Below are 26,997 nucleotides of genomic sequence, written 5' to 3'. Positions count from 1 at the left end.
GATTATTAATTGTTTAGACTAATGCCCAACATAATTCTATGTCAGACATAAATGATCGAAAAGATAAAGCAGGTGGAAGACAACTGGCAGAAGCCTTGGTTCGGGATAAAGGGTGGGGGACTTCCGCAAAATATCGAGGGAAGAACCTACAACGGAGTAAATTCCTTCATGTTGTTTCTACTTTCGGAAAAAGAGCAGTACAGCCTGCCGGTCTATATGACCTTCATGCAAGCCAAAGACAACGGCCTTAACATACTGAAAGGAGAAAAGTCATTCCCGGTCATTTACTGGAATTTCTCAGTAAGAGACAAGAACGGAAAGAAAATACCTTTCGACGTATATAAGAACCTGGATAAAAACGAGCAGCAGGAATATAAGGTCACGCCGTTTCTGAAGACATACAATGTGTTCAACGTACAGCAGACCAATCTTCAGGAAACGAAACCGGAGAAATGGGAAGCATTGAAGGAGCAATTCAAGATACCGGCCATCAAGGACGAGCAAGGGATGCTCACCGTGCCTCTGATTGATGCGATGGTACGGGAACAGCAATGGATCTGCCCCATTTATTCCAAGGAAGGAAATAGTGCTTACCATGCAAAGGGAGAAGATAACCATATCATCGTACCCCTGAAGGGGCAGTTTAAGGACGGAGAGAATTTCTACTCCACACTACTTCATGAGATGGCGCACTCGACTGGGGAGCCTGAGCATCTGAACCGGGAAAAAGGCGTGATTTTCGGAGACAAGCAATATGCCAAAGAGGAACTGGTTGCCGAACTCACCTCCGCTACCGTCGGGCAAAGCCTGGGAATATCCACCTATATCCGGGAAGAGAATGCCATGTATCTGAAGAACTGGCTGGGAGCCTTGAAAGAAGATCCCAAATTCATCTATAACATCCTTGCCGATGTAGGTAAAGCCAGTAATATGATTCAGGAACACACCTCACGGATGGAACAGTACCTCACACCGGAGGAACGGTTTACGCTGGCCGTCCTGCAAGACAACCGTCCGGTATTGGAGCAGATGAAGAATGAAGGTTTTATTCCTTCATCCCGACAATTGGAAAGCCTCGCCGCCAACCATCCCACGGCAAGCAACCTTGAAACACTATACGGCACTTTCGGCATTTCGCTGCCTGTCATGGAAGCGGAACCGGCCATGAAAAATACGAATGAGCCACAGCTCGGATTATAAACTTTTAAAAACCATCATTATGTTTACAGGACAAATTATCGGTTATGTCGGTGCGGATGCCCGGCAGAACAAGAACGGAAAAGGATTCAACTTCCATGTATCCACCAAGTACAAGAACGTGAACAACGAGGAACAGACCCTATGGGTATGCTGCTTCGTAAATTACGAGAGTAAGGTCTTTGAGTATCTGAAAAAAGGAACACAGGTATATGTCTGCGGCGATGTGTATGCCGATGTATTCCAGAAGGATGACGGTAGCCACATCCCATCCGTCAGCCTGACCGTCTCACGCATTGAGCTACTGGGAAAGGCTGAGAAAAAAGAGAACGGTGACGGAACGGCAACCGGACAACCCCAATAACTGCAACGGCCATGGAAAGAGAGAAGAAAGACCTGTCATTCATCCTGATCCTGCTATCCACGCTCATCGGGACAGCCGTACTGTTTCAGTGGGCTATCGTTACGGGATTATACGCTCCACTACGTAATCCGGCCATGTGGGAAAGGCTGATGGAAAAGGATGCCCTATTCCGGTTTCTCTACGTCATCCTGATCGGCGGTCTTGCTTTTCTCTTCCCGGTAGGCAAGGTGAAAGACGAAAACAAGAAATGGGTTTACACCAGTATGACATTGGTTTCGGCATCCATGCTGGTTATCGGATTCAGCCGGTTATCAACGTGGTATAACCTATTTGTGTTTCCTACTGTGTTTGTGGCGTACACGTTGCTTGTCATCAAGACTCTGCCTTATTTCATCCGGCGCCATGCCCAATCCGATGACAGCATTTTCGGGTTAAGCCGGGAAGAATCAGCTTTCTACTTCCGCTTTGAGACCGCCTCCGGGTCGTTGGTCATCCATAAGCCGCAGCAGAATGTCTATATTGACGGCGGTCCGGGAAGCGGTAAATCGGAAAGCTGGATCAAGGGAATCATCTACCAGTGCGCCGAGCGCAACTATGCTGGATTCGTGTACGACTGGGAAGGTGATCCCACCAAGGACAAGTCACCCATCCTCTCACGTATCGCCTACGGAAGCATTGAATACTTCCGGGCTAAAGGAGTGGAGACACCCCGTTTCGCCTATATCAATTTCGTGGATATGTCACGCACGGTCAGGGTAAACGTACTCTCTCCGAAATATATGTCAAAGGGCAACGAATCGCTATTCATCCGTAACATCATCATCACGCTGATGAAAAATCTGGAAGCCAGTTGGAAAGAAAAAACAGACTTTTGGGCCAACAATGCCATTAACTACGTCTATTCAATCGCCTACAAATGTTTCAAGGAGAGGGAGCTTGGCATCTGTACGTTGCCCCATGTGATAGCCCTTGCCCTTTCGGACAGCAACCTGGTATTCCATTGGCTGTCGGAAGATCCTGAAATCGCATTGAACATGTCCTCGATGCTGACCGCCTGGAAGTTGGGCGCACAACAGCAGACAGCCGGAGCCGTATCATCCGCACAGACTCCGCTGGTACTCCTGAACAACAAATACATCTTCTGGGTGTTGTCGCCACTTCCCGAAGAAGAGTTCTCTTTGGATATAACCAACAAGGAACACCCAACGCTGTTATGCGTAGGCAATGCGCCCACCATCAAGGAGGCCGTATCTCCCGCTATTTCCTGCATCGGCAGCGTACTGATGTCGCAGATGAACAATCCCGGCAAAGCAACCAGCGTATTCATGGTAGATGAATTTCCGACCATCCTGTTACAAGGCATCGACACCTTCATCGGTACCGCCCGAAAACACAATGTCGCCACCATCCTTGCCGTCCAGGACTTCAACCAAGCGGTCAGGGACTATGGAGAGAAGAGTGCCAACATCCTGAAAGCCTCTTGCGGAACACAAGCCTACGGCATGACCGGAAACGAGAAGACGGCCAAGGACATTGAGAACCTGCTTGGCGAGAAAAAAGAGGCACAGGAATCCTATTCCCACCAAACAAGTGGAAGCGGCAGCGTAACGGAAAGCCTGCAAAAAGAAAAGGTCTTAAAGGCAAGGGACATTGCCGGGCAAGCAGCCGGGCACTTCATCGGCAAGATTGCCGGAGGCAAGCCGCCATTCTTCAACGTGCAGATGGATATGTGCCGTTTTGAAGAGAAGGAGATACCCCGTTTCTCCTTGCCGGTCAAACTAGGCAACGGCAAAGAAGAGATGGAACTGGAAATCCTAGAAGAGATTATCCAGCAGAACTACATTAAAATCATTGAAGATGTCAACGCTATCCTTAAAAAGATAGAGGACAAATTAAAAGAAAAGTCAGCAGTTCCGGCAGCCGGGACACATAAGACAGAACAAAAAATCATCCGATAACATTCAACAAAAGAATCCTACCATGAGAAAAATCCATTCATTATTAGTGGCAGCCTGCTTATTGGCGGCTTCATGCAACAGAGAGGAAATCCAACCGGAAACAGACAAAGCCGGTATGTATCACATCACCGTAGCCGTAACCGGCACCTCACCCAAAGGCAGTGTACATATATACAATCTTGACGGCGTGAAATTCAGGAACAAACGCACCGGCACCTCCGCATTTTCCGTAGATGAGACCTTCACCGATAAAGTGGAATACAGTACGGAAAAGCCGGTCAGCCAAATTACCGTGCAAGGCATCCTCTATTCCAAAGAGAACGCAACCATCACCCTGCAAGTAAAGAAAGACGGTGAAAGCGTGTTCAACCAGAGTAAACAGCTAGAGGCCGTTCCCAGTATAGACAACACGGTAGATTTGGTTTACAGTACCGTGAAATAAAATCAAAAAAACATATATTTTCTCTTTCGTATTTAGATGATATTTATTATCTTTATGAAAGATAATCTTTCTCATTTATAATCTAAACTCAGATAAAATGAGATTCAACTAATCCAGTCAATCGTATGAAAGTCGATTTCAATCAGATAAAAACAACCATTTCTCTGCCCGATTTCCTGCTGGAGCTGGGATGGAAAATCGTGGAAGGCTCTTCCAACTCTTGTCCCAAAATGAGCAACGGAACGCATACCATCGTCATCAAGCGGAACTCACAGAACCAATATACCTATTGGGACGTGCATAGCGACAGCGTGCGTGGCCGAAGCATCATGGATCTGATGCAGGAACATCTATTTGAAACAACCGGAAAAATGCCGACCTTGCGCGAGGTGGGAGAGATCCTTCAGAACTACATCAACACCAACCGCATCACGACACCCGAAAAAAGCCGGTATGAAGTCGGTAACACAAGCATGGGAACGGACGAACTGCATTTCTACCTACGCCAACTGCAAACTTACAAAGGAAACTATCTCTCAAAAAGAGGTATCTTGAAAGAAAGCATCGAAAGCCGGTTCTTCAAAGACACTTTCTTTATCCGTGAAGTAAAGAACAAAGGGAGTGTTTACCGAAACGTGTGTATCAAGATGTACAATGAAAACGGTGTACAAGCCATTTCACAGCGGAATGAGGCGTTCAAGGGTATTCTCGGTGGCAAGTTCGACTGTCTGGCGACCAGCAACCATGACAAAAGCCGCCCGATAGACATTCTATACATCGGGGAGTCATTTATCGACTGTATCTCCCACTATCAGCTATGCCATTCCGGAAGCGACCTCAATCTCGTATATGTATCTACGGAAGGGACATTCACGGAAGGACAAATGAGGCTATTACGCCTGATTCTTGACAAAAACCAGGTAAAGGAGCTTCGGAGCATCTTTGACAACGACAAGCAAGGACACAAATACACCCTATGGCTGCATCGTTACTTTCATGGCGATACGACTGATGTCGAAAGCCTGAGCAACGATGAACTCCGCAACAAGGTACAGGAACTGAAGAACGTCGAACTTTCGGAAAACAAGGATTGGAACGATGATTTGAAAGTCTCGTGTGGTATCTATACCTCCACGGATGGCGGCCAGTAACCTCATAGATTTGCTCAATCACATAAATACAACAACCAATAAAATCAGGTCAATATGAATATCAAGCACTTATTTTTTTATATGCTGCTCATTGCCTTTTCCTCATGCAGCAAACCCGGCTATGAGAAAGCCATTGCAGAATGGATTCAGACAGATTCTCACGGCACCTGGACGGATTTAAAGTTCGAACTACTGGAAGTGCTGGAAACAGAAGATGTCACCGTATCGGACAGCCTGCGCTACCTGAACAACAAAAGCGCACAATTATCCGCTGTCATACAGAAAGCGGAAAGTCCCCGTGCCCTATTCAAACCGTCCTTTTCCGCCTATATGGAAGCCGAAAAAAGCCTGAAAGCAACGGATGCCATGAAAGCCAACTACCTGCACCGTGACAGTACGGAAGTTATCGGCAAGATATTAAAATGCAGATATGCCATCATCCAGCCACACTCAGGGGTGCAGCAGAAAAAGACGGCTTCTTTCCTATTGTCCCCCGACATGGAAAAATGTATCGGAAAACTAAAGCCGGCAAGCAAATAATCCGAGCGTAACGATGTGTTGTAGCGACAACGTTTTTTTGGTTCTTTTTTGGGCGTATTCCCAAAAAGAACTCCCACACATTTATTAAATGTGTGGGCTATTCATTACACTACCATCCTTTCTCTTATCAACGGTATATTATCCCGTACCAAATTCAGAATCCGATCATGATAGGCTGATAATTGGTTAGACTTTCCACGGCACTGGCACACCTCCATCCTGCTAAGTGAAAACTCCACCGTTTCCATGCGCCTTCCATCCACCATTGCCGACATTATCAACGAATCTTCTCTCTTATAATAGGCGTTGCTGAATACACAATGATGCAGCAACTTCCCCTCTTTATAAAAGTCCGAAAGGCTTTCCAATACCCGAACCATAATATTTCCATCCGCAAACGAAAGATTAAAGAAACGTGATTTGGCAGCAATATAGTCTTTTTCATCCTTTTCAGAATATTTTTTCTTACATTTCCCCATCACCCAATCATGCGCTTCTTCTACATTTAACGGACACAAATAATGAGGATTTCTCGCATCCAATTTATTTTCTATCAGCATATCCACATAGTCCAGCCACAAGTCCGCATCATGTATCACATAGTTATGCCTTAAACAGATTTTTATATATGTCCAATACTTATCCATACCGTATTTTCTCTCTAAAAATCTCAAGAACAAATTCATTTGCCCTGCCTTATATAATATCTCCATCCGATTATCAGTTAATAATGTCATAAAGAAGGAACTCGGACAAATATCATAAAAGGCACCCTTAAATCCATTCCTCGTAAGTTCGGGTATCACTTTCATTCTCGGATAGATAACCGCCGGGCAAATATCATAAATACGGTCATGATGCACATTCCGCTTACGCAATTCCAAAGAACTTCCATATATCCATGCATCATAATAAAATATAGACATGCCTCGCAGCAAAGACAGCGTTTCTGTCTTGCCCTCTTTATTCATCCAACACTGTACCGCCTCAATTATAAAGTAATTAGCCGGAGAGCCTTTTTTCAGCCGACAGTCCACCATAACAATACTTCGGTAATTTTTTAGTGAAGTATTGACATAACTGTTATATGATGATTAAATTATCTCAATATTTTACGCGGATTGGTCCGGCAACAGAGTTGAATAAAAGGTCGCCGTTAGCAAGATACTGAATGATGGCGTAGGCACCATTGGCTCGGTTGTTCTTGCCCAATATGCTGCGGTGACGTGTGGCACCACTCTTCCAGTCAAGTCCTGTAACTTCCCAGCCCGAAGCATCGTTCCAGCCACATACAAATACCATCTCTGACTTGATACTTATGGCAGGAATCATACTTACAGAACTTACATCGCTGCGCGTCCACTTACTCTCCCACTTTTTCTCCTTTGTATTCCAACGTACACACTCGGCACCTTGAGGGCCTTTGACAATAGGACCAATAGCGATTACACCAATAATCTTGTCGTTTATTTCCTGATTGGTAACATTAATATTGTTTACAACAAAGGCGTCATAGCCGCCTACTACAACAGACTGCTCAGACTGTATCCACTCTGTTGATGTTCCAAGACCACATGTAACCTCGTGCACTCCGGCTATACGCTTGTCGTATCCTGCCACTTGCTGTGCGTCTGAGGGGATTTCGTCACGCCAGAAAGCTACCAGTTTCATACGCTTAGAGCCATCGGTAATAACTACCAGCTTGTCCTTGTCTTGGCCAAAGCCCATAAGTGTAGGCGTTGAACCAGTGCCATGTCCGAGTTTGATACATGGTGCTTGCGGACCACCGTCGTAATAGGCTTGCCATGCACCATCAGCCTGGGAGGTGGAGATTTTGCCGTCCTTGCAGATGAGTTTCTGCATAAGGCCTTTTCCGCCTGGTGTGCGGCTGTTACTTGCTACGTAAACACCGCCATTCTCGTCGATGCAGATAGAGTTGGTGAGAATCTGGTCTGATGGAAGAGGGTATGAATCTTCGATTGTAGTAAGAGCACGATTCAGCACAAGAAGTCCGTTCTGAGCAGCCACAACAAGGTGTCCGTCATAGGTCATAGTAGCGCCTACGAGTGTAAAAGAGCCGAAGGTAAAATTCGTAAGTCTTATCTGATGATCCAACATGATACCATCCTTGGGATTATTAGGATTGGCAAGGCGATAGCGTGCCATTACCTGACCTGCATTGGTGTAAGCATAGTTATCCTTGTCGCACAAGACATAATTACCGTTGGCCATAGACATTTGTGGCGCCGGACCCAATATATCGGTAACCGTCTTGGAAAGTTCGTCGTAAGTAGCATGATCGGCAATTATACGTGTCAGTTGCTCCTGGGTCTTCATTGTAATCCCTGGCAAGCCAGCCTCGGCAACCCTTTCAAGTTTACCGTCGCTTATGTCAAGATACGACACGCGGTCGCTACTCATACCCCACATATAATTGGGCGAAGTCGAAGCAAGAGTCATCAAATTAACAGGACCGCTCCATGTCATCTGACACTTGGAAAGATCGATATTGAAAGTTCCATCCTTGACAGCAGACGAGAAAGCATCAGTCTGAGCCGAATTGAAGTGCGTAATACTATACTCTTCCTGTGCAAGCCAAGGGTTAGGTTTGGGTTTTGCAACTTGTGCCAAAGGCACTTCGGTAGTGCTGTCGCCATCGCCACCAGCATCAGGAGAAATAGAATCTTCGGAACACGAAGCTAAAGACATAGCCCCTATGACACACACCATTAAATAAAGATAGTTTTTTTGCATAGTGAATTGTTTTTGAGAATTTATGTTTGAATTGTTTGAATTTCCTCATGCGAAGATACAGGAGCATCAACCATCAAAAACCTCAAAGACATCACTTATGTGTCACTCTTATAGAAAGGATACGTCACAGTAAGAAAGGTTACACTTTGCCTTATTATGTAACCTTCGTACAAAAGTTACACCTTACATTCAGTAGCAAACGCACACATAACCAGTATATTACCGTTGACGGCGCCACTCGGCGGGAGTCAAGCCCGTCCTTTCCTTAAACAGACGCTGAAAATACACACGCGACGAGAAACCGCACTCCATAGAAACAACCTCGTTACTATATTCGGGGTGTGCAGCCATGAGTGCCTTTGCCTCCTCCACGCGAATACCCGAAAGCCATGTACGGAAATTCTTACCATATATGGAAGTCAGATACGAAGCAACGTCGGTACGATTAACCATTATGCGACGAGCAAACGAGGATAATGTCAAGTCGCTATCTCTAAAACCGCCCTCGCTTCGCCATTTGCTTACCGCCATATCTATTTCGGCAATACGCTCAGGCCCAATCTCCCTAAAGACTTTAGCAGCGGCTATCTCGTCGTTAGTCTCGGTAACAATCTCAGTTACTCCCTCGGACATACTAAATCCAAGCGCCGTAAAACTAACAATAAACAGCGAAAGCGAAATCAATCCCAAAGGTCCAAAGACAAAGAGCAGCGGCCGCGACAATATATAAAGAGGCGAAATTACAGCAAAAGCACACACCACAAAAAGCCCAAAGCGCATAGTGCGCAGGTAGGCATCTGCAGGATTACCATGTTCACTGTCGAGCCGACGTTGAACATTACCAAGTTCCCTCAGCGGTGCCCATGTATAATACAATAGAGTAAAGAAATGAATAGCATCAGCAACATATAGCATAGGACCAATATGCAGACTGCCATTTGAAATAACACCTGCGACTATGCACAATACCATAAGAGCATATCCAACAACGCCATAGCGCATAAAACTCCAACGTCTATGCCTAGCGCGCAGAATATTAAGCTGCGACCATGACAACAAAATAGCCGAAGGCGAATAAAACAGCAGATTAAACAGAACACCCACATCGTTCCCCTGTTGTCGCCAACCCAACCGCATCTGACACATGTAGTGTACAACAAACAATAGTAATGCCACAACAATCATCCAACGCGACTGCTCAAACTGTCTGTTACGGCAAGTTACATAGTAGCGCGACACAAACACAAAAAATGCAAGCATGGCCATCACAATCATGCAAGTATATTGAAGAGCAATAAGGTCTAAGCAAGTATCCAAGATTGTATGTATATTAAATAATTTAACGTGAGTTCGACGAAATATAAGTGCCTGAAAAATGGTGATTAGCGAAAAATTGTTGTAATCTTAGAGTGTTAAATATCAAAAGTTTACAGACAATAATTGCTATGATTACCGAGGACAAAGTTACTGAGATTTTCTGTATTACGGATGACTTCTGCAAAGTTTTTGATGTTGTTTCTCGGTCAATAGTTCGTTAAAATTTGAGTATATGGCTACGCAGCCTTAGGCTGCCATCCAATGAGTTCTTTGACAATCTTACTAATTAAAGTTCGGTTCGGTTGGCATCGGGACATGTCGAAAATTAATTTCGTATAGTTCGCATTGAACATCAACGACTTAATTTTTGCCATGGAATTGTCCATACCATTGTCTTTCATGAAGACCTTGGCGGCATTCAGTGAGGCGAACGATGCGTTGAACGCAAAGTCCAACTGTCTCTTGTGTCTTGCCTGACAATCCATAAGTCCCGTAAACTGCTTACTGTCGCGATAGCAGAACTCTATCTGGAAACGAGTGCGGTAAGTCTTCAATACTTCCTCACCCGTCATTGAGAGTTTTGTCGAAAAGAACAACTTGCACTTTCCGCCGGGCATTCGCCAGATGACAAGTCGCACCCTCCTTTTCAGAGCCTTGGCATAAGCCTCGAGGGTGTACGCCTTTCCGTCCAGTCCGTCAATGTGCAGTTCTTCCATGCATGAGAGATTGAGGTTTGCCAAGTCAATCTTGTCTCCCTTAACCCTTGGTCGTCCACGCTTCTTTTCCTTCTTGGGAATGTAATGCAGACAAGCGTTGTCACGGAAGCGGCTGACTATATAGAAGCCAAGCTCCGACATGCCCTTCTCGAACGTGGATGTGGAGAAAAAAGCGTCAGCCACTACTATATCAGTGATACTCAGCAGTTTCTTTGAATACCGCTTCATAACACTGATGTAATATTCGACGAGTGTCTTGTTCCTCATCTTCAGCGCGGAGTTTCCTATTGTCTGATGGGCACGCAGCATCATGCACTTGTTGTTGACAACATCCAGTAAACCGATGCCCATGATTTCAAGTCCGTGCATAGCGGATATCGACTCGATCGCTTCATTCTTGCGGCAGGCGGAACAAAAGGTGAAAATCCTGGATTATACGGAGGCCAGTGAGTTTTATTTGAAAGCCTTGTTGCTGAATCCGAATGATAAGGCGGTACAGGCTCGCAGATTAGATGTGGAGAATATGTATACCATGGACTGTAATCGTTATTCGGGGATTGCCGAGTCTTATTTTAATGACGGTGATTACGAGAAAGCGGTAGAGCTGTACGAGAAGGTTGTTGAAATGAACTGTTTCAACTCGGAGCTTGCCGCTCGCCGGATCGGGGTACTTCAGGCGAAAATAAGTTCCCGCCAACAAAGGGCTTCTGTATGGACGTTTGAGTATGGTTTTAAGCAAGCCCTATCGGTATTTCTTTCGGTAGATATAAGAATAAGCGAACGAGCGGGTATTGGAGCTTATCGTTCCATCCGGATGTCTTCAAGGCGATACAGAAAGATTATGAGGTGGCTAATTTTGAGATAGGTACTTCGGTCGGCTTTACGATAAAACCGGTACAGGCGGCTCCGATTTGGTTACTTTTCGGTCCCGGTATTGTCATGAACGGCGAATTCGTAGACGAAGAGGCTGAGGATTATTATCCGGATTACTCCGGTGATGCTTCGGTGGATCCTGTAGAGAGGGAGAAAGTATTTGATACCTATACCTCTTTATCCGGGGAGGTTGGTGTGTTAGGAAAGATTTGGCAAAGGCTGGCCTTGAAATACACCTTCCAATATCGTTTCCCCTTGAGCGGAGATTATAAGGATAAGATTACGAAGACAAAGCATGCGATCGGTATCGGAATCTGTTTCTGATATCCTTGCGTAAGGATAAGGAGGTTTTATGAAGGTATATGTTTTGTTTGTATTAGGAGGCTTGCTGTGTTGTCTCTCGGCCTGGGGACAGCGTTCGATGGCCTATCGAGAGATCCCGTCGGGGATAAGCGTGTTTTCAGGTAAGGACAACGAGGCTGGGATGGTCTTTTTTTGCCCGAGTGAGATCTCGTTGAGCTTCCAATCGAGTCTACGAGAGACGGTGGACGTGTATCTTACGGAGAAAAAGGGGGATAATACGGTTTACTATATCCGATTTAAGGTAGGGCGTAAGTATAGGGGGCGCAAGCTTTCTGTACTTGCTCCCGGTTATAACTCACTTACCTTTGAGGTGGAAATGGCTCCGAAAGAATTGAGACAATATTCTTTATTTGATCCAAACGAGGCTTTCGTCAATGGTTGTTACGCCGAATTTCGTAAACGCGGCCGGAATTTCTTCCAACAGGGTATGTATCAAGAGGCCCGAGAACAATATATGACGGCCTTGGAATGCTCGGACCGGCCGGTGGATACGGATTTGAAAGAACGGATTGCGGATATAGACGCGATTACCTCCTATTTGGAGCGAGCGGAATCTGCCGTGAAATGCTCAGACTATAATACGGCACGGACACACTTGATGAAGGCATTGATGTTGAATCCGAATGACCAAGCGATACAGGTGCGAAAACGGGATGTGGAGCAATTATATCTATCGGATTGTAGCCTGTGTGCAGAACAGGCAGAAGCTTATTATAAAAACGGGGAACGGGAAAAGGCCATGGAATTATTTGATAGGATGGTAGCGCAGAATTGCCTTGATTCGGAGAACGTAAGCAAACGGACGCAGCGGATTTTTAACCGTTTATCCTTACGTAAGCAAAAAGGACGTGTTATTGTTTATGAGTATGGTTTTAAGCAAGCTCCTATCGGTATTTCTTCCGGGACTTATTTGAACCGGGGAGTTGGTATGTATTCCAGTGTTTTTTTACATCCAACCGTATTTAAAATAGAAGCTGAGAATAATGAAGACAAGGTTGATATGTGTGAATGGGGAATGACTATGGGGGGGACTTTTCGGGTGGCAAGAGCCTCTGCGAAGTTACCTGTCTGGTTTTTCGTGGGAGCAGGTATGGTACAACACAAAGAGGTGTTGCGGATTGAAGAAAGTGGTTTATCTTATGTCTCGATACCCTGTGAGACCGGACTTTTGGTGAAATTATTAAAGGATCGGTTGGCTTTGCGATATACTATTCAATATCGTTTCTTGCTAAAGACAGAAAACGCGACTACTTATAATGCTTCGGATCGGGTGGCAAAGACCAAACATTCAATTGGTATAGGTATCTGCTTCTAATTGAAAGTGATTATTATGAGAGGACGTTCTAAATGGTATATCGGGGGAGCTTGTTTTTTACTTTCTCTCTTTTTTATATTTCCTGTATTGGCTTATTGGGTGATAAGCAGTTTTGTGTTGCCCCCGACTCGCTTGAAATCCTTGTTGATTACAGAAATGGCCAAATATGTGAAAGGCGAATTCGATTGCCATTCTGTGGAACTTACTTACTGGGAAACTTGGCCTTTGGCCGGAATTGCCATTATAGGGGGAAGCTATTCCGCCCCGGCTGATACGCTTTTCCCGGAGAAACCGAAACTGAAGGTCGAGTTTGATAAGTTGCTGGTTCGCGTGAACGCGATGGATTATTGGCAGAAAGGTTTGATAACGCTCAAAGAGCTTTCGCTTGAGTGTCCGGATCTTTATGTGCGGCTTGGTGATAATCAGCCATTTGATCTCCTGTACGAGGACCGGATACCTCAAAAAAGTCCGGTAGGCTCTCTCTTTGAGGATTTACGCATGGAGATCCGGCAATTAGCCTTGGAGGATGGACATTGGGTTGTGGAGAATATCGAACAAAAGACACGTTTAGATTGTATCGGAATGCGATTGGCACTAAGTGGAATACTCATTTCGGATAATGGGCGCCTCGCCCTCTCTTGTGCATGCGATTCCTCCCGTTTGCAAACGGGTGGTAATTTGTTGCGGAATGATTCCCCGGTCTCGTTGGAATGTCTTTTCCATGCTGATTGGCAGAAGAGGCTTGTCCGGGTGGAATCGGCTAAACTTCTTATTCGGAACCTTCCATTTGAGTTGAGTGGTTCTTTCCGGCAAGAGTCATCCAAACGTTTATGGATGGATGCTTCCTTGAACTTATCCGCCTCCGATTTGGAGGAGCTGCTGACGTACGTTCCAGAGCCCTATGCCTCTAAATTCCAATCCTATACATTGAAAGGAAATACCGCTCTGGCAACAACCTTTAAAGGGTATTTAGATGAGCGCTCGTTTCCGGATGTTCATCTATCAGGCTCATTGACAGATGGCTCTATTGTAAAAAAGAAAGAACCGCACGGGCTGGATTCGGTCGCTTTGGATTTTTCGTTTTCATATCCATCTTTACATCCGGAAGATGCGACCATGGAAATCAAGGACTTGAATGTTTCCGGCTTGAATTGCCTAGTCAAGGGGAAAGCGTTGGTCAAAAATTTGTTTCAGAATCCTTTTTGTGACTTGAGTATACAGAGCGATTTGGATTTTACCCGGTTGGGCGAAGAATTCTTTAGCCCGGATACGATCCAATTGTTCGGTCGCCTTCGATCCGATTTATCTTTGGTGTTTACCGGCAAAGATTTGCAGAAAGGACGGTACGAACGTATTTGGGGGGAGGGCTTGTTGGATATCGATCGGATTCATGTGCGGAGTGATGTGTATGGATTGTCTTTCTTTGCCGAAAACACGTATGGGGAAATTGGTTATCGGCCGAATAAAAGTCGTTTTATCCGGCAAAGAGAGGTTCTTGGGCTTTCCTTGCGGATAGACACGATGAATATGCGGCTGGGGACGACTCAAGTGGCACTCTCGGATCTAGATTTAGCTTCTAACACGGGGCTTCAGCAAGACACAAACGCGATTACTCCGGTTACTACACATTTGAGAGTGGGGCGTTTGCAATCGAATCAATCCGGTCAAGTCGCTTTTCTATCCGGAAAAACCGAATTGCATTTGGGGGTTAAGCCCGCGGAACAGGATAAGGGGAAGATCGCCTTGGCTTTTGCGTTTACTTCCGACTCTTTGGAATACTTGAATCTCCCGAGTCAACAGGCGATGAAAGTTTTGAGAAGCCGTGTTGTTTCTGAACTTTATCCTGACAAGGAAACGAGATGGGCACATTTGGCAAATCTGGATGAGTTGTTTAGTAATTGCGAGGTCAAAGGAATCCTGACTTTTGAGCAGCTACGTTCTTTCTCCCGACAGTTTCCTGTACAGGTGAATATGAAGAATACTCAATTGGGGTTTAAAAACAATCGGTTGATATTGAATAATGCGGAGATACAAGCCGGTAAATCGGATGCGGTGCTGAATGGAGAGATCGTGACTTATCCGCGGGACGGCATGAAAAAGCGGCTGATCGAGGCGGATCTCTCGTTGCGTTCGGATCAACTGGATTGGAATGAGTTGAGGCAAGCCTTGATGCGGGGAAAAGGGCTTGAAGGAGATCGGCGTACGAAACAGGAGGATCCGATCAGCTTGCTGAACGTGGGAGACTTGGATGAGGCGATCCGGAAGATGGAAGAAAATCAAGATTCTTGGACGAATTTGTCGAACCAATTGCTGGATATTCCGGAGAACTGGATGTTATCCCTTTCTTTAAATGCCCATAGAATGATTTTTTCTGATTTTGATATGAACGAGGTGAGCGGGAAGGTCTCCTTAAAGGAACGAAGCGCATATTGTGATTTTTCAGTGCGAACGAATATGGGAAATACTTACTTGCAACTTTTGTATAAGAACCAAAGTACGAAGCGATCCGATGTCTATTTGAATTGGAATTTAAGCCAGATACAAGTGGGTAAACTGCGTAAAGTATTTCCTGCGATGGGGACTTTGTTTCCGATGTTGAATTCCATTGATGGAGTCTTGGATTGTGATTTGGCTGCCTATTGCCCGATCGATTCCACGTTGAACGTAGACCTGAGCGCATTGTCGGCCGTTTGCTCGTTGGACGGTAAGAATATGGTATTGTTTACGAATGAAACCTTTCATCAGATAGCAAGTAAACTTCGTTTTAAAGATCGGGAGCGCAATATGATCGATCATATATCCGCTGATTTCATGGCGAAAAATTACCAAATTGAGATCCTGCCTTTTCGATTGGATATGGATCGATATAGTTTTATCGTAGGTGGACAACATAGCATGGATATGAGTTTTAATTACCATATTGATGTTTTGAAGTCGCCTATTCCGTTCAATTTCGGACTGGATGTAAATGGCAAGGTCGGTGATTTCAAATATAATCTGGGAAAGACCCGTTATACGATTTTGTTCAATCGCCCTATTCAGCATGAGGAATATCGTATGTCGAAACAGAGAAGACTGGATGAGGAAAAGGTCGAGATCTTAAGAGAATTCCGAAATGTTATCCCTTAATTTTTAGTTATCCTTGACGAAGCACGGCTTTGCCTTGATGAACCTCCTCTTTTCAAATACGATTCCTCATAAAAAACAACTGTATTAAAAAATCAGGTGTTTTCTCTTTCATGTTTGAGTAAACTTTATTATCTTTATGAAAGATAATCTTTCTCATTTATAATCTAAAATCACATAGATGAGAATTCAACGAACATCAGTAAATATTATGAAAGTCGATTTCAACCAGATAAAAACAACCATTTCTCTACCCGATTTCCTGTTGGAACTGGGATGGAAAATCGTGGAAGGCTCTTCCAACGCCTGTCCTAAGATGAGCAACGGAACGCACACCATTGTCATCAAGCGGAACTCACAGAACCAATATACTTATTGGGATGTGCATAGTGACAACGTGCGTGGACGTAGCATCATGGATCTGATGCAAGAGCACTTGCTTGAAGCAACCGGAAAAATGCCGACCTTGCGCGAGGTGGGGGAGATCCTTCAGAACTACATCAACACCAACCGTATCACGACACCCGAAAAAAGCCGGTATGATGTAGGCAACACAAGCCTGAGACCGGACGAGCTTCAATTCTACTTGCGTCAGCTACAACCCTACAAGGGCAACTACCTCCGGAAAAGAGGTATCTCAAAAGAGAGTGTTGAAAGCCCGGTGTTCAATAACACGTTTTTTATTCGTGAGGTAAAAAACCTAGGAAGCGTCTATCGGAATGTATGTGTGAAGATGTACAGTGAAAAAGGCGTGGAAGCCATTTCACAACGGAATGAAGCCTTTAAGGGAGTCATCGGCGGCAAGTTCGACTGTTTGGCAACCAGCAACCACGATAAAAGCCGCCCGATAGACATTCTCTACCTCGGGGAGTCGTTTATAGACTGCATCTCCCACTATCAATTACTCCATTCCGGAAGTAACCTCAATCTTGTATATGTATCTACGGAGGGAACATTCACGGAAGGACAGATGAAGCTGTTACGCTTAATCCTTGACAAGAATCAGGTGAAAGAGCTTCGAAGCATCTTTGACAACGACAAACAAGGGTACAAATACACCTTATGGCTGCATCGTCACTTCTATGGCGACACTACTGACATCGAGAGCCTGAGCGAAAATGAACTCCGCGACAAGGTGCATGAATTAAAAAACGTCGAACTTTCGGAAAATAAGGATTGGAACGATGATTTGAAAGCCTCATGCACGACCTCTAGTCCCGCGGAGGGCGGTCAATAACTTCATAATACTATTTTTAGTATATACTAAAAAACGTCCGAAATATTATTTAACGTGAGTTCGAAATAAGAATAAATATATTTCACTAATAATTAGGGAGATAGCGATAAAAGTATTAAATTTATAGTGCTGAATTATAACATTTAAACGATTACCACTATGTTTCCAGAGTCTAAAGTTACAGAGATTTATTGTATGGCCGATGATTTTTGCAAGGGAATTTGCGTTGCAACAGGAAAAATATATGATTGAGGATAAGAAGACCAGGCATCGTAACAAACCCAACCGTATGAGTGACGCTGAGATTATGGTTATTCTAATCCTGTTTCACTCCAGTGGTTTCCGTTGTTTCAAGCATTACTACAAGGAGTATGTCTGTAAACATCTGAAACACCTTTTTCCGCGTCAGGTTTCTTATAACCGTTTTGTAGAACTGGAGAAGGAAGTATTGCTTCCACTGACCATTTTCATCAAGAAAGTCCTGCTGGGAACCTGTACCGGCATCAGTTTCGTCGACTCCACTCCCTTGCGTATATGCCGCAACCAAAGAATCCTAATTCATAAGACATTTAAAGGGCTTGCCGAGCGTGGAAAATGTTCTATGGGATGGTTCTTCGGATTCAAGCCACATCTGATAGTCAATGACAAAGGAGAGATCCTCAATTTCATGTTCACGCCTGGGAACGTGGATGACCGAGAACCGTTGAAACAGGGTAAGTTTTTGGAAAACATCAAAGGAAAACTATGTGCAGACAAAGGATATATAGGTCAGGCTCTGTTTGAGAACCTTTTCCTTAATGGCATACAGCTTGTCACTAAAGTTTAAAATAATATGAGGAACTCACTGATGGGTGTCGCTGACAAGATTTTGCTCAGAAAAAGAGCATTGATTGAAACAGTCAATGATGAACTGAAGAACATAGCACAGATAGAACACTCCAGACATCGTTCATTCAATAACTTTATAGCCAACTCTTTGTCGGCTATAGCAGCATACTGCTTTTTTGAAAAGAAGCCCGCCATTAATGTAAACTTTGTCAATGACGGACAACTGGCTATGTTCTAATTTTATTTCGAACTCACGTTAATTATTATGCGTTTATGAAATATATCTTCAAGATGTGTCCTAATCTATTGTATTTTATCTGATGGAGCAGAATAGTTCTTCCACGGAGCAGATGATAATATGTATAGATCAAAATACTTCTGTAGCTTATGCATTGCCTCAATTGCTCCAGGCATAGGTTTCCTATTGGCAAACAAACTCGGAATTTCATCCAATCGTCCGTCATACTCTTTAAGTGTATCTTCATCCTGTAGGTCTATTCTTTCATACTACATACCTATCTCTGCTTGTTAGAGTTTTTATACTTCAATGGCTGAAGGAAACCTTCCATACTACCATATATCAATTGCTTTTCCACGAGATATTTTCCATCTCGTTAATAATCTTCTTGACATATAGATCATTTATTTCATCGTTTACACGTCGTAACCATCCGTCAGGAGCACGTAACCAGCGATGCGGATGATCGCTTGACGGAAGCAGTTAAAAAAGCCGTAGAGAGATTAGGCATCCGTCTGTTAGGCCATGTGAGCGTAGCAGGTGATAACTATTATGGCAATGCGGACGAAGAAAAATTATAGAAGATGTAAAGGGGGACGGGAGAAATCCCGCCTGCCTGGGCTTCGGGATTCTTTTCAGGCTATCGGATACGACATCGTAAAATTATAGATCTTTAGGTCGTTAGCTCCTACTAAGCCTACGCCCTCTTGGATAAAGAAACGCTTGAATTGCTTGATATTCGGGTACCCCACCAGGTGGTAATGGTTCATAGATCATCTTATTTTTAAAGGCATTTACTGAATATCCCTGTGTAAGGGTAGATCCAATTTAAGTCAATAGCCCTATCAATAACGGCATGTAGTCTTTCAATTTGATTCGTAATATTTTTAATGCTTGTTGAATCCTGTAATCTACAGTTTTAGAGGATATGTTTAGATGCGAGGCGATCTCTTTATAAGTCATATCTTGGAAGCGATTCATTTCAAAGGCTTGTCTGTAATTTTCGGGTAAATCCATGATGGATTTTTCTATTTTATGAATCAGTTCCTCTTCGATGTAGAAGTTTGGATCGTCGTAGGGGGTATTAGCATGATTATATAATATTGTTAGGATTTTATTTTTCAGTTCATCCCTGTTTTTTTGCCTCAAGCAGTTGTTTCGAACAGCTCGGAACAGATAGGGTATGGGAGAGGATTCTATTTTGATCACTTCTCTATTCTCCCATAACCATATCATGATTTCTTGAACAATTTCTTCACTGTTATTAAAATTTACATATTGGCATGCGTAGGAACAGAGTCTGGGATAATATTTGAGGAAGAGGAGATCAAAGGCCTTCTTGTCACCTTTTTGGATGGAAGTGAAAAGTTGGATGTCTTCATTTAACGTACTTTTTAACTTTTTCATTATAGTATTTCCTAAACTAACGTAAGTTCGATATAAGAATAGATATAATCTATTGTTAAATAGGAATATAGCGATAAAAGTATTAAATTTATAGTACTGAATATAACATTTAAAAGATTACCACTATCTTCTCAAAGTCTAAAATTACAGAGATTTATTGTATGGTCAATGTTTTTTGCGAGGAATTTGCATTACAACAGGAAAAATATATGATTGAAGACAAGAAGAGTGGGCATCGTAACAAACCTAACCATATGAGCGACGCTGAGATTATGGTCATTCTTATCCTGTTTCATTCCGGTGGTTTCCGCTGCTTCAAGCATTATCACAAGGAATATGTCCGTAAATATCTGAAATACCTGTTTTCATACAAGGTGTCTTATAACCGTTTCGTGGAACTGGAGAAGGAAGCACGGATTCCCCTCTGAGCATTTTCATCAAGAAGGTACCGTTGAGAACCTGTACATGTATTAGTCTCGTCGACTCTATCCCCCTTAGGTGTATGTCGTAATCAGAGGATTCTGATTCATAAGACATTTGAGAGGATTGCAGTGCGTGGAAAATCTCCTATGGGATGGTTCTTCTGATTTAAGTTACATTTAATAACCAATGACAAAAGTGAAATTGTTAATTTCATGTTTACACATGGAAATATAGATGACCGTGAGCCATTGAAACAATGATAAGTTCCTATAGAACATCAAAGGGAAACTATGTGCGGACAAGGGATATATCGGTCAGGCTCTGCTCGAGAGTCTCTTTCTTAACGGTAGACCGCTTGTCACTAAAGTTAAAAACAGCGTGAGAAACTCCCTGATAAGTATTGCTGACAAGATTCAGCCCAGAAAAAGAACCTTGATTGAAACGGCCAATGATGAATTGAAGGACATTGCACAGATTGAACATTTTTCAGACATCGTTTTTTAATTCATTGTCAGCTATCGCAGCATACTGCTTTTTGAACAAGAAACCCGCCTAAAGTTCATCGACGACGGGCGACTTGCTATTTTCTGATTTTACATCGAACTCACGTTATATAACGATTATAAATCGTATGAAAAAATATTTACATTTTTTCTTCTTTTTGTTTAGGAGATATCTTGGCTTATGTCTCTTATGTATAAAAAGAGTTATGGAAAGTCGTTTTTACCCCAAAATAAATGAATCTGTTCTCTTGCGTTACTTTACAAAACAGTTAACGGATAGAGAGGCTGAGTGTGTGGAAGAGTGGATACAAGCATCGGAGAAAAATAGACAAATTGCTCGTGATGTGCATTATATTCTATTCGCTACAACTACATGGTCTAATTTAAGAAAAACATCATCGGAGAAAGCTTTACGACGGGTCAAAAGGAAAATGCTTCGTAAGCGATCTTGGTTATTTGTTAAAACAAGGTTTCAACAAACCGCAGCTATTCTTTTGATCATTTTATTATCCAGCGTGAGTATCTATCTGTTGAAAAAGGACTCAAGGCAACTAGAGTGGATCGAGGTACGAATGAATTCAGGAATGACAGGTACGATCATGCTGCCAGATGGATCTAAGGTTTGGCTGAACTCAAATACACATATCAAGTATCCCTCTGAATTTGCTCAAGATCGACGGGAGGTAGAGTTGAATGGAGAAGCCTATTTTTCGGTGGAGAGAGACCCGAATCGTAAATTTATAGTTCATTCAGTTGAGGATCAAGTTACGATAGAGGTACTTGGTACGGATTTTAATGTCGATGCGTATAAGGATAATGGATTTGTCTCGGCCACATTGATCTCAGGATCGATCCGGTTGTCATACGTAAATGCGGAGAAGGAGAAGCGTTGTTTATTGATGCGACCAGAAGATAAGGTGATATACGATCGAGTCCAAAAAAGTGTAGATATGTGCAAAACGGATGTGGAAAGGGACATTTCTTGGAGAGATGGTACGATCCTCTTGAGAGACACTCCATTAGATGAGGTCTTATGGACATTGAGCAAATGTTTCAATGTTGAATTTGAGGTGAGAGGCGATCATTTACGATCCTGTTCTTTTACTGGGGTATTTAAGAATATGAGATTGGATCGGATTTTAGAGCATTTTAAAATAGCCTCTCATATAAACTATTCCATAGAGCAAGAGGTTGGAGGAAATGGTGAGGTATTGAAAAAGAGAGTGATACTTTATTAATTGTTTAATCTTTAAATTCTAAAAATATGAATGAAACATATTCTTGACTTAGACAGAAACTTGGTTGTATCCAGACCTGGAGAATCATTATCATGACGTTTTAATCTTAAAAAAAATTTAAATCTATGGGAAACATCTATAACAGTTGTAGATTGCCATTAAGGATGAAGTTAGCTGGCATGTTGTTAATGGGATCAATCAGTATGGGGTATGGTATTACTGAGCGTAGGCAGTCTGCCTCTTTATTTATTGAAGTTAATAATGAATCGGTTCAGAATGTATTAAAGGAGATCGAAAGTCAATCCGAGTACAGCTTTTTTTATGATAATCAAAAAATAAACACCAGTAGGAAGGTCTCTATTAGAAGCGATGGCGAAGATGTGTTTTCGATACTTGAAGAGTTGTTTGAGGATACCAACGTTACGTATAAAGTTTTGGACAATAGTATTATATTGTCGGTGACGGATTCGAATCCTGCAAAAGGAATAAAAGAGAAGCTGCAATCATATAGAAAAGTCACAGGTGTCATTACGGATCCGCAAGGGGAACCAATTATTGGAGCTAATGTCGTAGTGAAGGGTACTACGCTAGGTACGATTACCGGACTGGATGGTGATTTTAGCTTGGAGGTACCGGATAGGGCGGTTTTATTGATTTCCTTTATAGGTTATGTACAAAAAGAGGTTACGATAAATAAATCCTCAGTGTATAGAGTTAAACTACAGGAAGATACTCAGAAATTAGACGAGGTAATCGTTACGGCGTTAGGTATCAAGAGAGAGGAAAAGGCATTAGGTTATTCTGTGCAAAAGGTCGGTAGTGAGGAACTTACGGCTGTTAAGGGTACGGATGTGGCTACAAGCTTAACGGGAAAGATAGCGGGTTTGTCTATCAATAATAGCTCCGAGATCTCAGAGGCTCCGGAATTGCAATTAAGGGGTGAGAATCCATTGATAGTAGTGGATGGTGTGGCTTATGGCAATTTTACATTGAGTGATATCAGTGCGGATGATATCGAAAGTATTGATGTCTTGAAGGGAGCTACTGCTTCGGCTTTATATGGCGTACGAGGGCGTGCCGGTGCTGTAATGATTACCACAAAGAGAGGAAAATCAGGAGAACTGACCGTGAATGTGTCAAATAATACTATGTTTCAAGCGGGGTATTTACGTTTGCCAGAGGTGCAATCTAGTTATAGTACAGGAAACTATGGCCGTATGGAGTATAATAGTGGTTATGTCTGGGGTGATTATATGGACGGCCGTGAGGTTGAGCAATATGATCCGGAGACAATGACCATGCGAGTGATGCCCTTGGTTTCCAAAGGACGTGACAATGTGAAGAATTTTATGCGTCCTGGCTTGGTGACCAATACAAATGTAAATGTATCTCAATCTGGAGAACTGGGTGGTTTTCGTGTATCAGCCACGCAGGTGCATCAGAATGGACAGTATCCCAATTCTTCATTGGATAAGTATATCGTGAATATGAGTGGGAATATTACCTATAAGAAGTTCAAACTGGATGCGGGAATGTCTTATAAGAAGATGAAGTCACCCAATATGCCGGTAGTGGATTATGGTGGAGGTAACATCCTTTATAATATGCTGATTTGGGGAGGTACGGAATATGACATTCGTGATTTCAAAAATTATTGGAAGGTTCCGGATCAGCAGCAAAATTGGGGTTTTTCTGCTTGGTATGATAATCCTTATTTCTTAATGAACGAGCGAATTGATTCGAGAGATAATAATCTGTTCAATGCGAATGCTACCTTGAGTTACGATATCATGAAGAATCTTAAGGTAACTTTACGTTCCGGTTTCGACAATTATGATAACGGCACGGAAAAGCGTCGTTCAGTGGGTGATAGCGGCGAAAAACGTGGTTATTATGAATATCGAAAAAAGGGGGGATCTTCTTTCAATAATGACTTGATTGTGAATGGTGATTTTACATGGAAATATTTTACAGTTGATGCGATTGTGGGATTATCTTCTTTTTGGTACAAGCAGGATGATCTAGACTCTTGGACGCGTGGAGGTTTGTCTGTTCCCGGTTTTTATTCTTTAAATGCTTCTGTTGAGCGTCCTGGTACTTCTAAGGAGATAAAGGAGAAGGCTTTGTACAGTATATATGGAAAAGTTGGTTTGTCTTGGAAGAGCGCAATTTATGTGGATTTGACGGCTCGTAACGACTGGTCATCCACACTTCCCTCTGATTCTCGCTCCTATTTTTATCCTTCTGTTTCTGGAAGTTTTATACCGACTGCGTTTTATAACCCGCTTGAGGAGGTATTGGATTTTTGGAAGGTTCGTGCATCATGGACTGTCGCAAAAAAAGATCTATCTGAGTATGAGATCAATAGGGTGTTTGACGTGAATACGGATGTATGGAATGGTATGTCTACTGCTGGTTATCCTTCCAAATTACGAGATCCGAATATCAAGCCGGAAACGGAGGCCTCTTATGAGTTTGGTACAGATTTTCGTTTTTTCAACAATCGTTTGGGATTTGATTATACCTTCTTCAGTCGCTTGCGTTATGATCGTTTGATTGAAGCGGATATATCTGAGGCTTCTGGAGCCAAGAAGATTATAACCAATACCGCAGAAGAGTTACGTCAGAGAGGTATGGAGTTTACGCTTACCGGAAAACCGATCGTGACAAAAGAGTTTCAATGGGAAAGCGCTTTGAATGTTGCTTATTGGCATTGGTATTATGATAAGCTAGATCCTGTATACAGTTCGCAAGATCCCCGTATTGGTGTTGGAGAGCGTTATGATAAATATTTTTTCACGGATTGGGAAACTGATCATGCCGGGAATATCGTTCATCAAGCGGGACTTCCGGTGAAGAACAAGTATCAATCTGTTATAGGATATAAGGATCCGAAGTGTATTTTAGGCTGGACAAACCGTTTTTTCTACAAAGGGTTTGATTTGAGTGTCTCGATCGATGGTCGTATCGGAGGTGTGATGTACTCATGGACGGAACAGGCCATGTGGCATTCCGGTGTTCATCCCGATAGCGATAATCGCTGGCGTTATGACGAGGTGGTAAATGGTAAGCAAAATTACATAGGGTCGGGCGTAAAGGTTGTAAGTGGCTCGGCTTCTTATGATCCGTATGGAAAAGTTTTGGAAGATACTCGTGTGTTTGCTCCAAATGATGTTCCTGTGTCTTATCAAAATTACACGATGAATTATAATGAGAATCCTTGGGATCATGATGCTCGTCAAAATATCAAGAATGGCTCGTTCTTGAAACTAAGAGAAGTAGCATTAAATTATACACTTCCCGCAACGATCGCTCAAAAACTCTTGATGAAGAAAGTGAGAGTTGGTGTTATCGGACAGAATCTGTTAATGTGGACGAAAGAATTTAAATTTTCTGATCCGGATCGTGGTAAGGAGAACTTAAATACTCCGACTTCTCGTTATGTTGGTTTTAATATTGATTTAACTTTTTAAGTACAAATAGAATATGAAGAAGATATTTTCTACCTTATTGATATCTTTGGCGTTTTGCTCATGTGGCGATTTTGATGAGATCAATTTGAATCCTGATACGCCAACAACGGTAACTCCGGATTTCTTGGCAACCAATGTCATATTGAAAACGACAGAGAGTATTACAGGCAAGCATTTTTTTGATAATTCTTGGTTGTTAAAAACTTCTTCTTGTACGGAACACATGGAGTGGTACCTTTACAATAAGTTTGAACGTTCCAGTTTTTCTCGGTATGGTTATTTGACAGACTCAAAGAAAATGTTAGAGCTGGCTGTGGGTAGTGAAACATTGTCGGAGGAGGAGAAAAATGCTTATCGTGCGTTGAATTTGTTTATTCGCTCTTATGCTTTTTATGAGACTACGATGGAGATGGGGGATATACCTTGTTCGGAAGCCTTGAAGGGTGAGGGTGATGGTATTTTTTCTCCTAAATATGATACGCAGGAAGAAGTGTTCCTTACTATCTTGAATGATTTGCGTGAGTCTTCCCGATTATTTGCCAGTGCTGCAACCTTTAAGGGAGATCCTGTATATAATGGAGATCCTTTGTTGTGGCGGAAGAATGTGAATAGTTTTACGCTACGAGTCTTGAACATGTTGAGCAAGAAGCAAACGGTAGGTAGTATAAATGTACGTGACTTGTTTGAGCAAGTAGCTAAGGAGCCTTTGATGGAAAATGAGGGAGAATCTTATCAACGTGTTTATGATGCGGGTAAAAGTTCGCAGTGGTATCCGTTTTATTTTGAAAAACAAAATTATTGGTCGTATCCGGTGATGAGCTCTTTCTTAGTGGATATGATGAAAGAGTTGCAAGATCGTCGTTTGTTTTATTACGCAGAACCTGCCCCTCGATTTAAGGATGCTCCTGCCGATTCGTTTGATTCTTATAGTGGCGTAAATCCTGTATTGGAGTATGGCCTGGTGCAAGCGGAGTTCGCAGGGGGATTGCATTCTCATTTCAATGAGCGTTATCATCGTGTGCCCGAAGGAGAACCTGTTAAATTTATCGCTTATTCTGAGATACAATTTGTTTTAGCGGAGGCGGCTTTACGGGGATGGAAAACTCCGGCAACGGCACGGCAACATTATGAGAATGGCGTACGTGCCGCTATGCTGTTTACTTTCGAGCATACGCCGGAAGCTTATCGGCATGGAGTGACGATTGATGAAGCGTACATTAACGAATATTTGAGTGGTAAGGCTAATTTTGATGAGTCTAAGGGCTTGGAGCAGATCATGAACCAAAAATTGATAGGCTTTTTTGCCCAGTTAGGTTTTAATGGATATTATGACTATCGTCGTACGGGATATCCCCGTATTCCGATTGATCCGGCAACTAACATGAATGAGGTAAATACACAATTACCTCTCCGCTGGATGTATCCAAGTAGTGAGTATTCACAGAATCGTGAAAATATAGAAGCCGCTATAGAGCGTCAGTTTGGTGGTATTGACACTCCGAATGAGGTAATGTGGCTGTTAAAGTAGGAAAGG

The 26,997-nt window shown here is 42.9% G+C and carries 20 protein-coding genes and 3 pseudogenes; 17 read left to right on the top strand and 6 right to left on the bottom strand.

The window, feature by feature from the left end:
- Positions 1-51 precede the first annotated feature (51 nt).
- The 6 genes from DW033_RS20230 to DW033_RS20205 all read left to right on the top strand — a co-directional run bounded on the left by DW033_RS20230 (position 52) and on the right by DW033_RS20205 (position 5,652).
- Positions 52-1,200, top strand: coding sequence for an ArdC family protein (locus DW033_RS20230; protein WP_122383087.1), 1,149 nt, complete (start codon positions 52-54; stop codon positions 1,198-1,200).
- On the top strand, positions 1,178-1,561 hold the full coding sequence (locus DW033_RS20225) for a single-stranded DNA-binding protein (protein WP_008771429.1): 384 nt from the start codon (positions 1,178-1,180) through the stop codon (positions 1,559-1,561). The genes DW033_RS20230 and DW033_RS20225 overlap by 23 nt, the downstream gene beginning before the upstream one ends.
- Before the next feature lie 11 nt (positions 1,562-1,572).
- Positions 1,573-3,519, top strand: coding sequence for a type IV secretory system conjugative DNA transfer family protein (locus DW033_RS20220; RefSeq protein WP_008781144.1), 1,947 nt, complete (start codon positions 1,573-1,575; stop codon positions 3,517-3,519).
- 22 nt (positions 3,520-3,541) lie between these two features.
- Positions 3,542-3,961: a hypothetical protein gene (locus tag DW033_RS20215; RefSeq protein ID WP_008781143.1), complete on the top strand. Its 420-nt coding sequence runs from the start codon at positions 3,542-3,544 to the stop codon at positions 3,959-3,961.
- Positions 3,962-4,086: 125 nt separating this feature from the next.
- Positions 4,087-5,112 (top strand): toprim domain-containing protein, encoded by a 1,026-nt coding sequence (locus DW033_RS20210; RefSeq protein WP_007844620.1) that lies wholly within the window; start codon positions 4,087-4,089, stop codon positions 5,110-5,112.
- A 54-nt stretch (positions 5,113-5,166) separates the two neighbouring features.
- The gene (locus DW033_RS20205) at positions 5,167-5,652 is read left to right on the top strand and encodes a hypothetical protein (protein ID WP_007844621.1); all 486 of its coding nucleotides are present in this window, start codon (positions 5,167-5,169) and stop codon (positions 5,650-5,652) included.
- A gap of 104 nt (positions 5,653-5,756) precedes the next feature.
- Here the strand turns inward: DW033_RS20205 and DW033_RS20200 are convergent, their stop codons facing one another.
- From DW033_RS20200 to DW033_RS20185, 4 genes are all read right to left on the bottom strand, one after another.
- On the bottom strand, positions 5,757-6,692 hold the full coding sequence (locus tag DW033_RS20200; protein ID WP_008781142.1) for a PcfJ domain-containing protein: 936 nt from the start codon (positions 6,690-6,692) through the stop codon (positions 5,757-5,759).
- Positions 6,693-6,756: 64 nt separating this feature from the next.
- Positions 6,757-8,406, bottom strand: coding sequence for a hypothetical protein (locus DW033_RS20195; protein ID WP_122383086.1), 1,650 nt, complete (start codon positions 8,404-8,406; stop codon positions 6,757-6,759).
- A gap of 219 nt (positions 8,407-8,625) precedes the next feature.
- Complete coding sequence (locus DW033_RS20190) at positions 8,626-9,681, bottom strand: AraC family transcriptional regulator (RefSeq protein WP_233554273.1); 1,056 nt, start codon at positions 9,679-9,681, stop codon at positions 8,626-8,628.
- Positions 9,682-9,959: 278 nt separating this feature from the next.
- On the bottom strand, positions 9,960-10,808 hold the full coding sequence (locus DW033_RS20185) for a hypothetical protein (RefSeq protein WP_008781138.1): 849 nt from the start codon (positions 10,806-10,808) through the stop codon (positions 9,960-9,962).
- Between DW033_RS20185 and DW033_RS20180 the strand changes: the two genes are divergently transcribed.
- The 7 genes and pseudogenes from DW033_RS20180 to DW033_RS25060 form a co-directional block, all read left to right on the top strand.
- Entirely contained in the window at positions 10,789-11,304 is a 516-nt protein-coding gene (locus DW033_RS20180; protein WP_158593296.1) for a tetratricopeptide repeat protein, read from the top strand. The two genes, DW033_RS20185 and DW033_RS20180, sit on opposite strands and share 20 nt — an antisense overlap.
- Positions 11,286-11,636, top strand: a complete 351-nt coding sequence (locus DW033_RS20175; RefSeq protein WP_008781137.1) for a hypothetical protein — start codon at positions 11,286-11,288, stop codon at positions 11,634-11,636. The genes DW033_RS20180 and DW033_RS20175 overlap by 19 nt, the downstream gene beginning before the upstream one ends.
- A 28-nt stretch (positions 11,637-11,664) precedes the next feature.
- The gene (locus tag DW033_RS20170; protein ID WP_008781136.1) at positions 11,665-12,990 is read left to right on the top strand and encodes a lipopolysaccharide assembly protein LapB; all 1,326 of its coding nucleotides are present in this window, start codon (positions 11,665-11,667) and stop codon (positions 12,988-12,990) included.
- 15 nt (positions 12,991-13,005) lie between these two features.
- The gene (locus DW033_RS20165) at positions 13,006-16,119 is read left to right on the top strand and encodes a hypothetical protein (protein WP_147423689.1); all 3,114 of its coding nucleotides are present in this window, start codon (positions 13,006-13,008) and stop codon (positions 16,117-16,119) included.
- 208 nt (positions 16,120-16,327) lie between these two features.
- On the top strand, positions 16,328-17,353 hold the full coding sequence (locus tag DW033_RS20160; protein WP_122383084.1) for a toprim domain-containing protein: 1,026 nt from the start codon (positions 16,328-16,330) through the stop codon (positions 17,351-17,353).
- A gap of 159 nt (positions 17,354-17,512) precedes the next feature.
- Positions 17,513-18,419: pseudogene (locus tag DW033_RS20155) on the top strand (IS982 family transposase).
- A 424-nt stretch (positions 18,420-18,843) separates the two neighbouring features.
- Positions 18,844-19,000 (top strand): annotated as a pseudogene (locus tag DW033_RS25060) (JAB domain-containing protein); the annotation flags it as partial.
- 54 nt (positions 19,001-19,054) lie between these two features.
- Here DW033_RS25060 and DW033_RS25235 read toward each other — a convergent pair.
- Both DW033_RS25235 and DW033_RS20145 read right to left on the bottom strand, forming a co-directional pair.
- Entirely contained in the window at positions 19,055-19,189 is a 135-nt protein-coding gene (locus DW033_RS25235) for a hypothetical protein (protein WP_008781134.1), read from the bottom strand.
- A 58-nt stretch (positions 19,190-19,247) separates the two neighbouring features.
- Positions 19,248-19,826 (bottom strand): RNA polymerase sigma-70 factor, encoded by a 579-nt coding sequence (locus tag DW033_RS20145; protein WP_122383083.1) that lies wholly within the window; start codon positions 19,824-19,826, stop codon positions 19,248-19,250.
- Positions 19,827-19,951: 125 nt separating this feature from the next.
- Here DW033_RS20145 and DW033_RS20140 point away from each other — a divergent pair.
- The 4 genes and pseudogenes from DW033_RS20140 (at position 19,952) to DW033_RS20125 (ending at position 26,991) form a co-directional block, all read left to right on the top strand.
- Positions 19,952-20,840, top strand: a pseudogene (locus tag DW033_RS20140) (IS982 family transposase).
- A 406-nt stretch (positions 20,841-21,246) separates the two neighbouring features.
- A complete protein-coding gene (locus DW033_RS20135) occupies positions 21,247-21,990 on the top strand; it encodes a FecR family protein (protein WP_233554271.1) in 744 nt (247 codons plus the stop codon).
- A 125-nt stretch (positions 21,991-22,115) separates the two neighbouring features.
- Positions 22,116-25,463 carry a SusC/RagA family TonB-linked outer membrane protein gene (locus DW033_RS20130; RefSeq protein ID WP_122383081.1) on the top strand — a complete coding sequence of 1,116 codons (3,348 nt, stop codon included), beginning with the start codon at positions 22,116-22,118 and terminating at the stop codon, positions 25,461-25,463.
- Positions 25,464-25,476: 13 nt separating this feature from the next.
- Positions 25,477-26,991, top strand: a complete 1,515-nt coding sequence (locus DW033_RS20125; RefSeq protein WP_005864541.1) for a SusD/RagB family nutrient-binding outer membrane lipoprotein — start codon at positions 25,477-25,479, stop codon at positions 26,989-26,991.
- Positions 26,992-26,997: the final 6 nt, after the last annotated feature.

It is taken from the genome of Parabacteroides sp. AF39-10AC, assembly GCF_003635405.1.
Lineage (GTDB): Bacteria > Bacteroidota > Bacteroidia > Bacteroidales > Tannerellaceae > Parabacteroides > Parabacteroides distasonis.
This window is presented reverse-complemented; position numbering and strand designations above follow the sequence as displayed.

Bases quoted from the DNA above. Each gene is read 5' to 3' on its own strand.
- DW033_RS20170 (WP_008781136.1), top strand. From the start codon at position 11,665: ATGAAGGTATATGTTTTGTTTGTATTAGGAGGCTTGCTGTGTTGTCTC.
- DW033_RS20200 (WP_008781142.1), bottom strand. From the start codon at position 6,692: ATGGTGGACTGTCGGCTGAAAAAAGGCTCTCCGGCTAATTACTTTATA.
- DW033_RS20195 (WP_122383086.1), bottom strand. From the start codon at position 8,406: ATGCAAAAAAACTATCTTTATTTAATGGTGTGTGTCATAGGGGCTATG.
- DW033_RS20230 (WP_122383087.1), top strand. From the start codon at position 52: ATGATCGAAAAGATAAAGCAGGTGGAAGACAACTGGCAGAAGCCTTGG.
- DW033_RS20205 (WP_007844621.1), top strand. From the start codon at position 5,167: ATGAATATCAAGCACTTATTTTTTTATATGCTGCTCATTGCCTTTTCC.
- DW033_RS20125 (WP_005864541.1), top strand. From the start codon at position 25,477: ATGAAGAAGATATTTTCTACCTTATTGATATCTTTGGCGTTTTGCTCA.
- DW033_RS20130 (WP_122383081.1), top strand. From the start codon at position 22,116: ATGGGAAACATCTATAACAGTTGTAGATTGCCATTAAGGATGAAGTTA.
- DW033_RS20220 (WP_008781144.1), top strand. From the start codon at position 1,573: ATGGAAAGAGAGAAGAAAGACCTGTCATTCATCCTGATCCTGCTATCC.
- DW033_RS20160 (WP_122383084.1), top strand. From the start codon at position 16,328: ATGAAAGTCGATTTCAACCAGATAAAAACAACCATTTCTCTACCCGAT.
- DW033_RS20210 (WP_007844620.1), top strand. From the start codon at position 4,087: ATGAAAGTCGATTTCAATCAGATAAAAACAACCATTTCTCTGCCCGAT.
- DW033_RS20215 (WP_008781143.1), top strand. From the start codon at position 3,542: ATGAGAAAAATCCATTCATTATTAGTGGCAGCCTGCTTATTGGCGGCT.
- DW033_RS20185 (WP_008781138.1), bottom strand. From the start codon at position 10,808: ATGCACGGACTTGAAATCATGGGCATCGGTTTACTGGATGTTGTCAAC.
- DW033_RS20225 (WP_008771429.1), top strand. From the start codon at position 1,178: ATGAGCCACAGCTCGGATTATAAACTTTTAAAAACCATCATTATGTTT.
- DW033_RS20180 (WP_158593296.1), top strand. From the start codon at position 10,789: ATGATTTCAAGTCCGTGCATAGCGGATATCGACTCGATCGCTTCATTC.
- DW033_RS20165 (WP_147423689.1), top strand. From the start codon at position 13,006: ATGAGAGGACGTTCTAAATGGTATATCGGGGGAGCTTGTTTTTTACTT.
- DW033_RS20145 (WP_122383083.1), bottom strand. From the start codon at position 19,826: ATGAAAAAGTTAAAAAGTACGTTAAATGAAGACATCCAACTTTTCACT.
- DW033_RS25235 (WP_008781134.1), bottom strand. From the start codon at position 19,189: ATGAACCATTACCACCTGGTGGGGTACCCGAATATCAAGCAATTCAAG.
- DW033_RS20190 (WP_233554273.1), bottom strand. From the start codon at position 9,681: ATGATTGTGATGGCCATGCTTGCATTTTTTGTGTTTGTGTCGCGCTAC.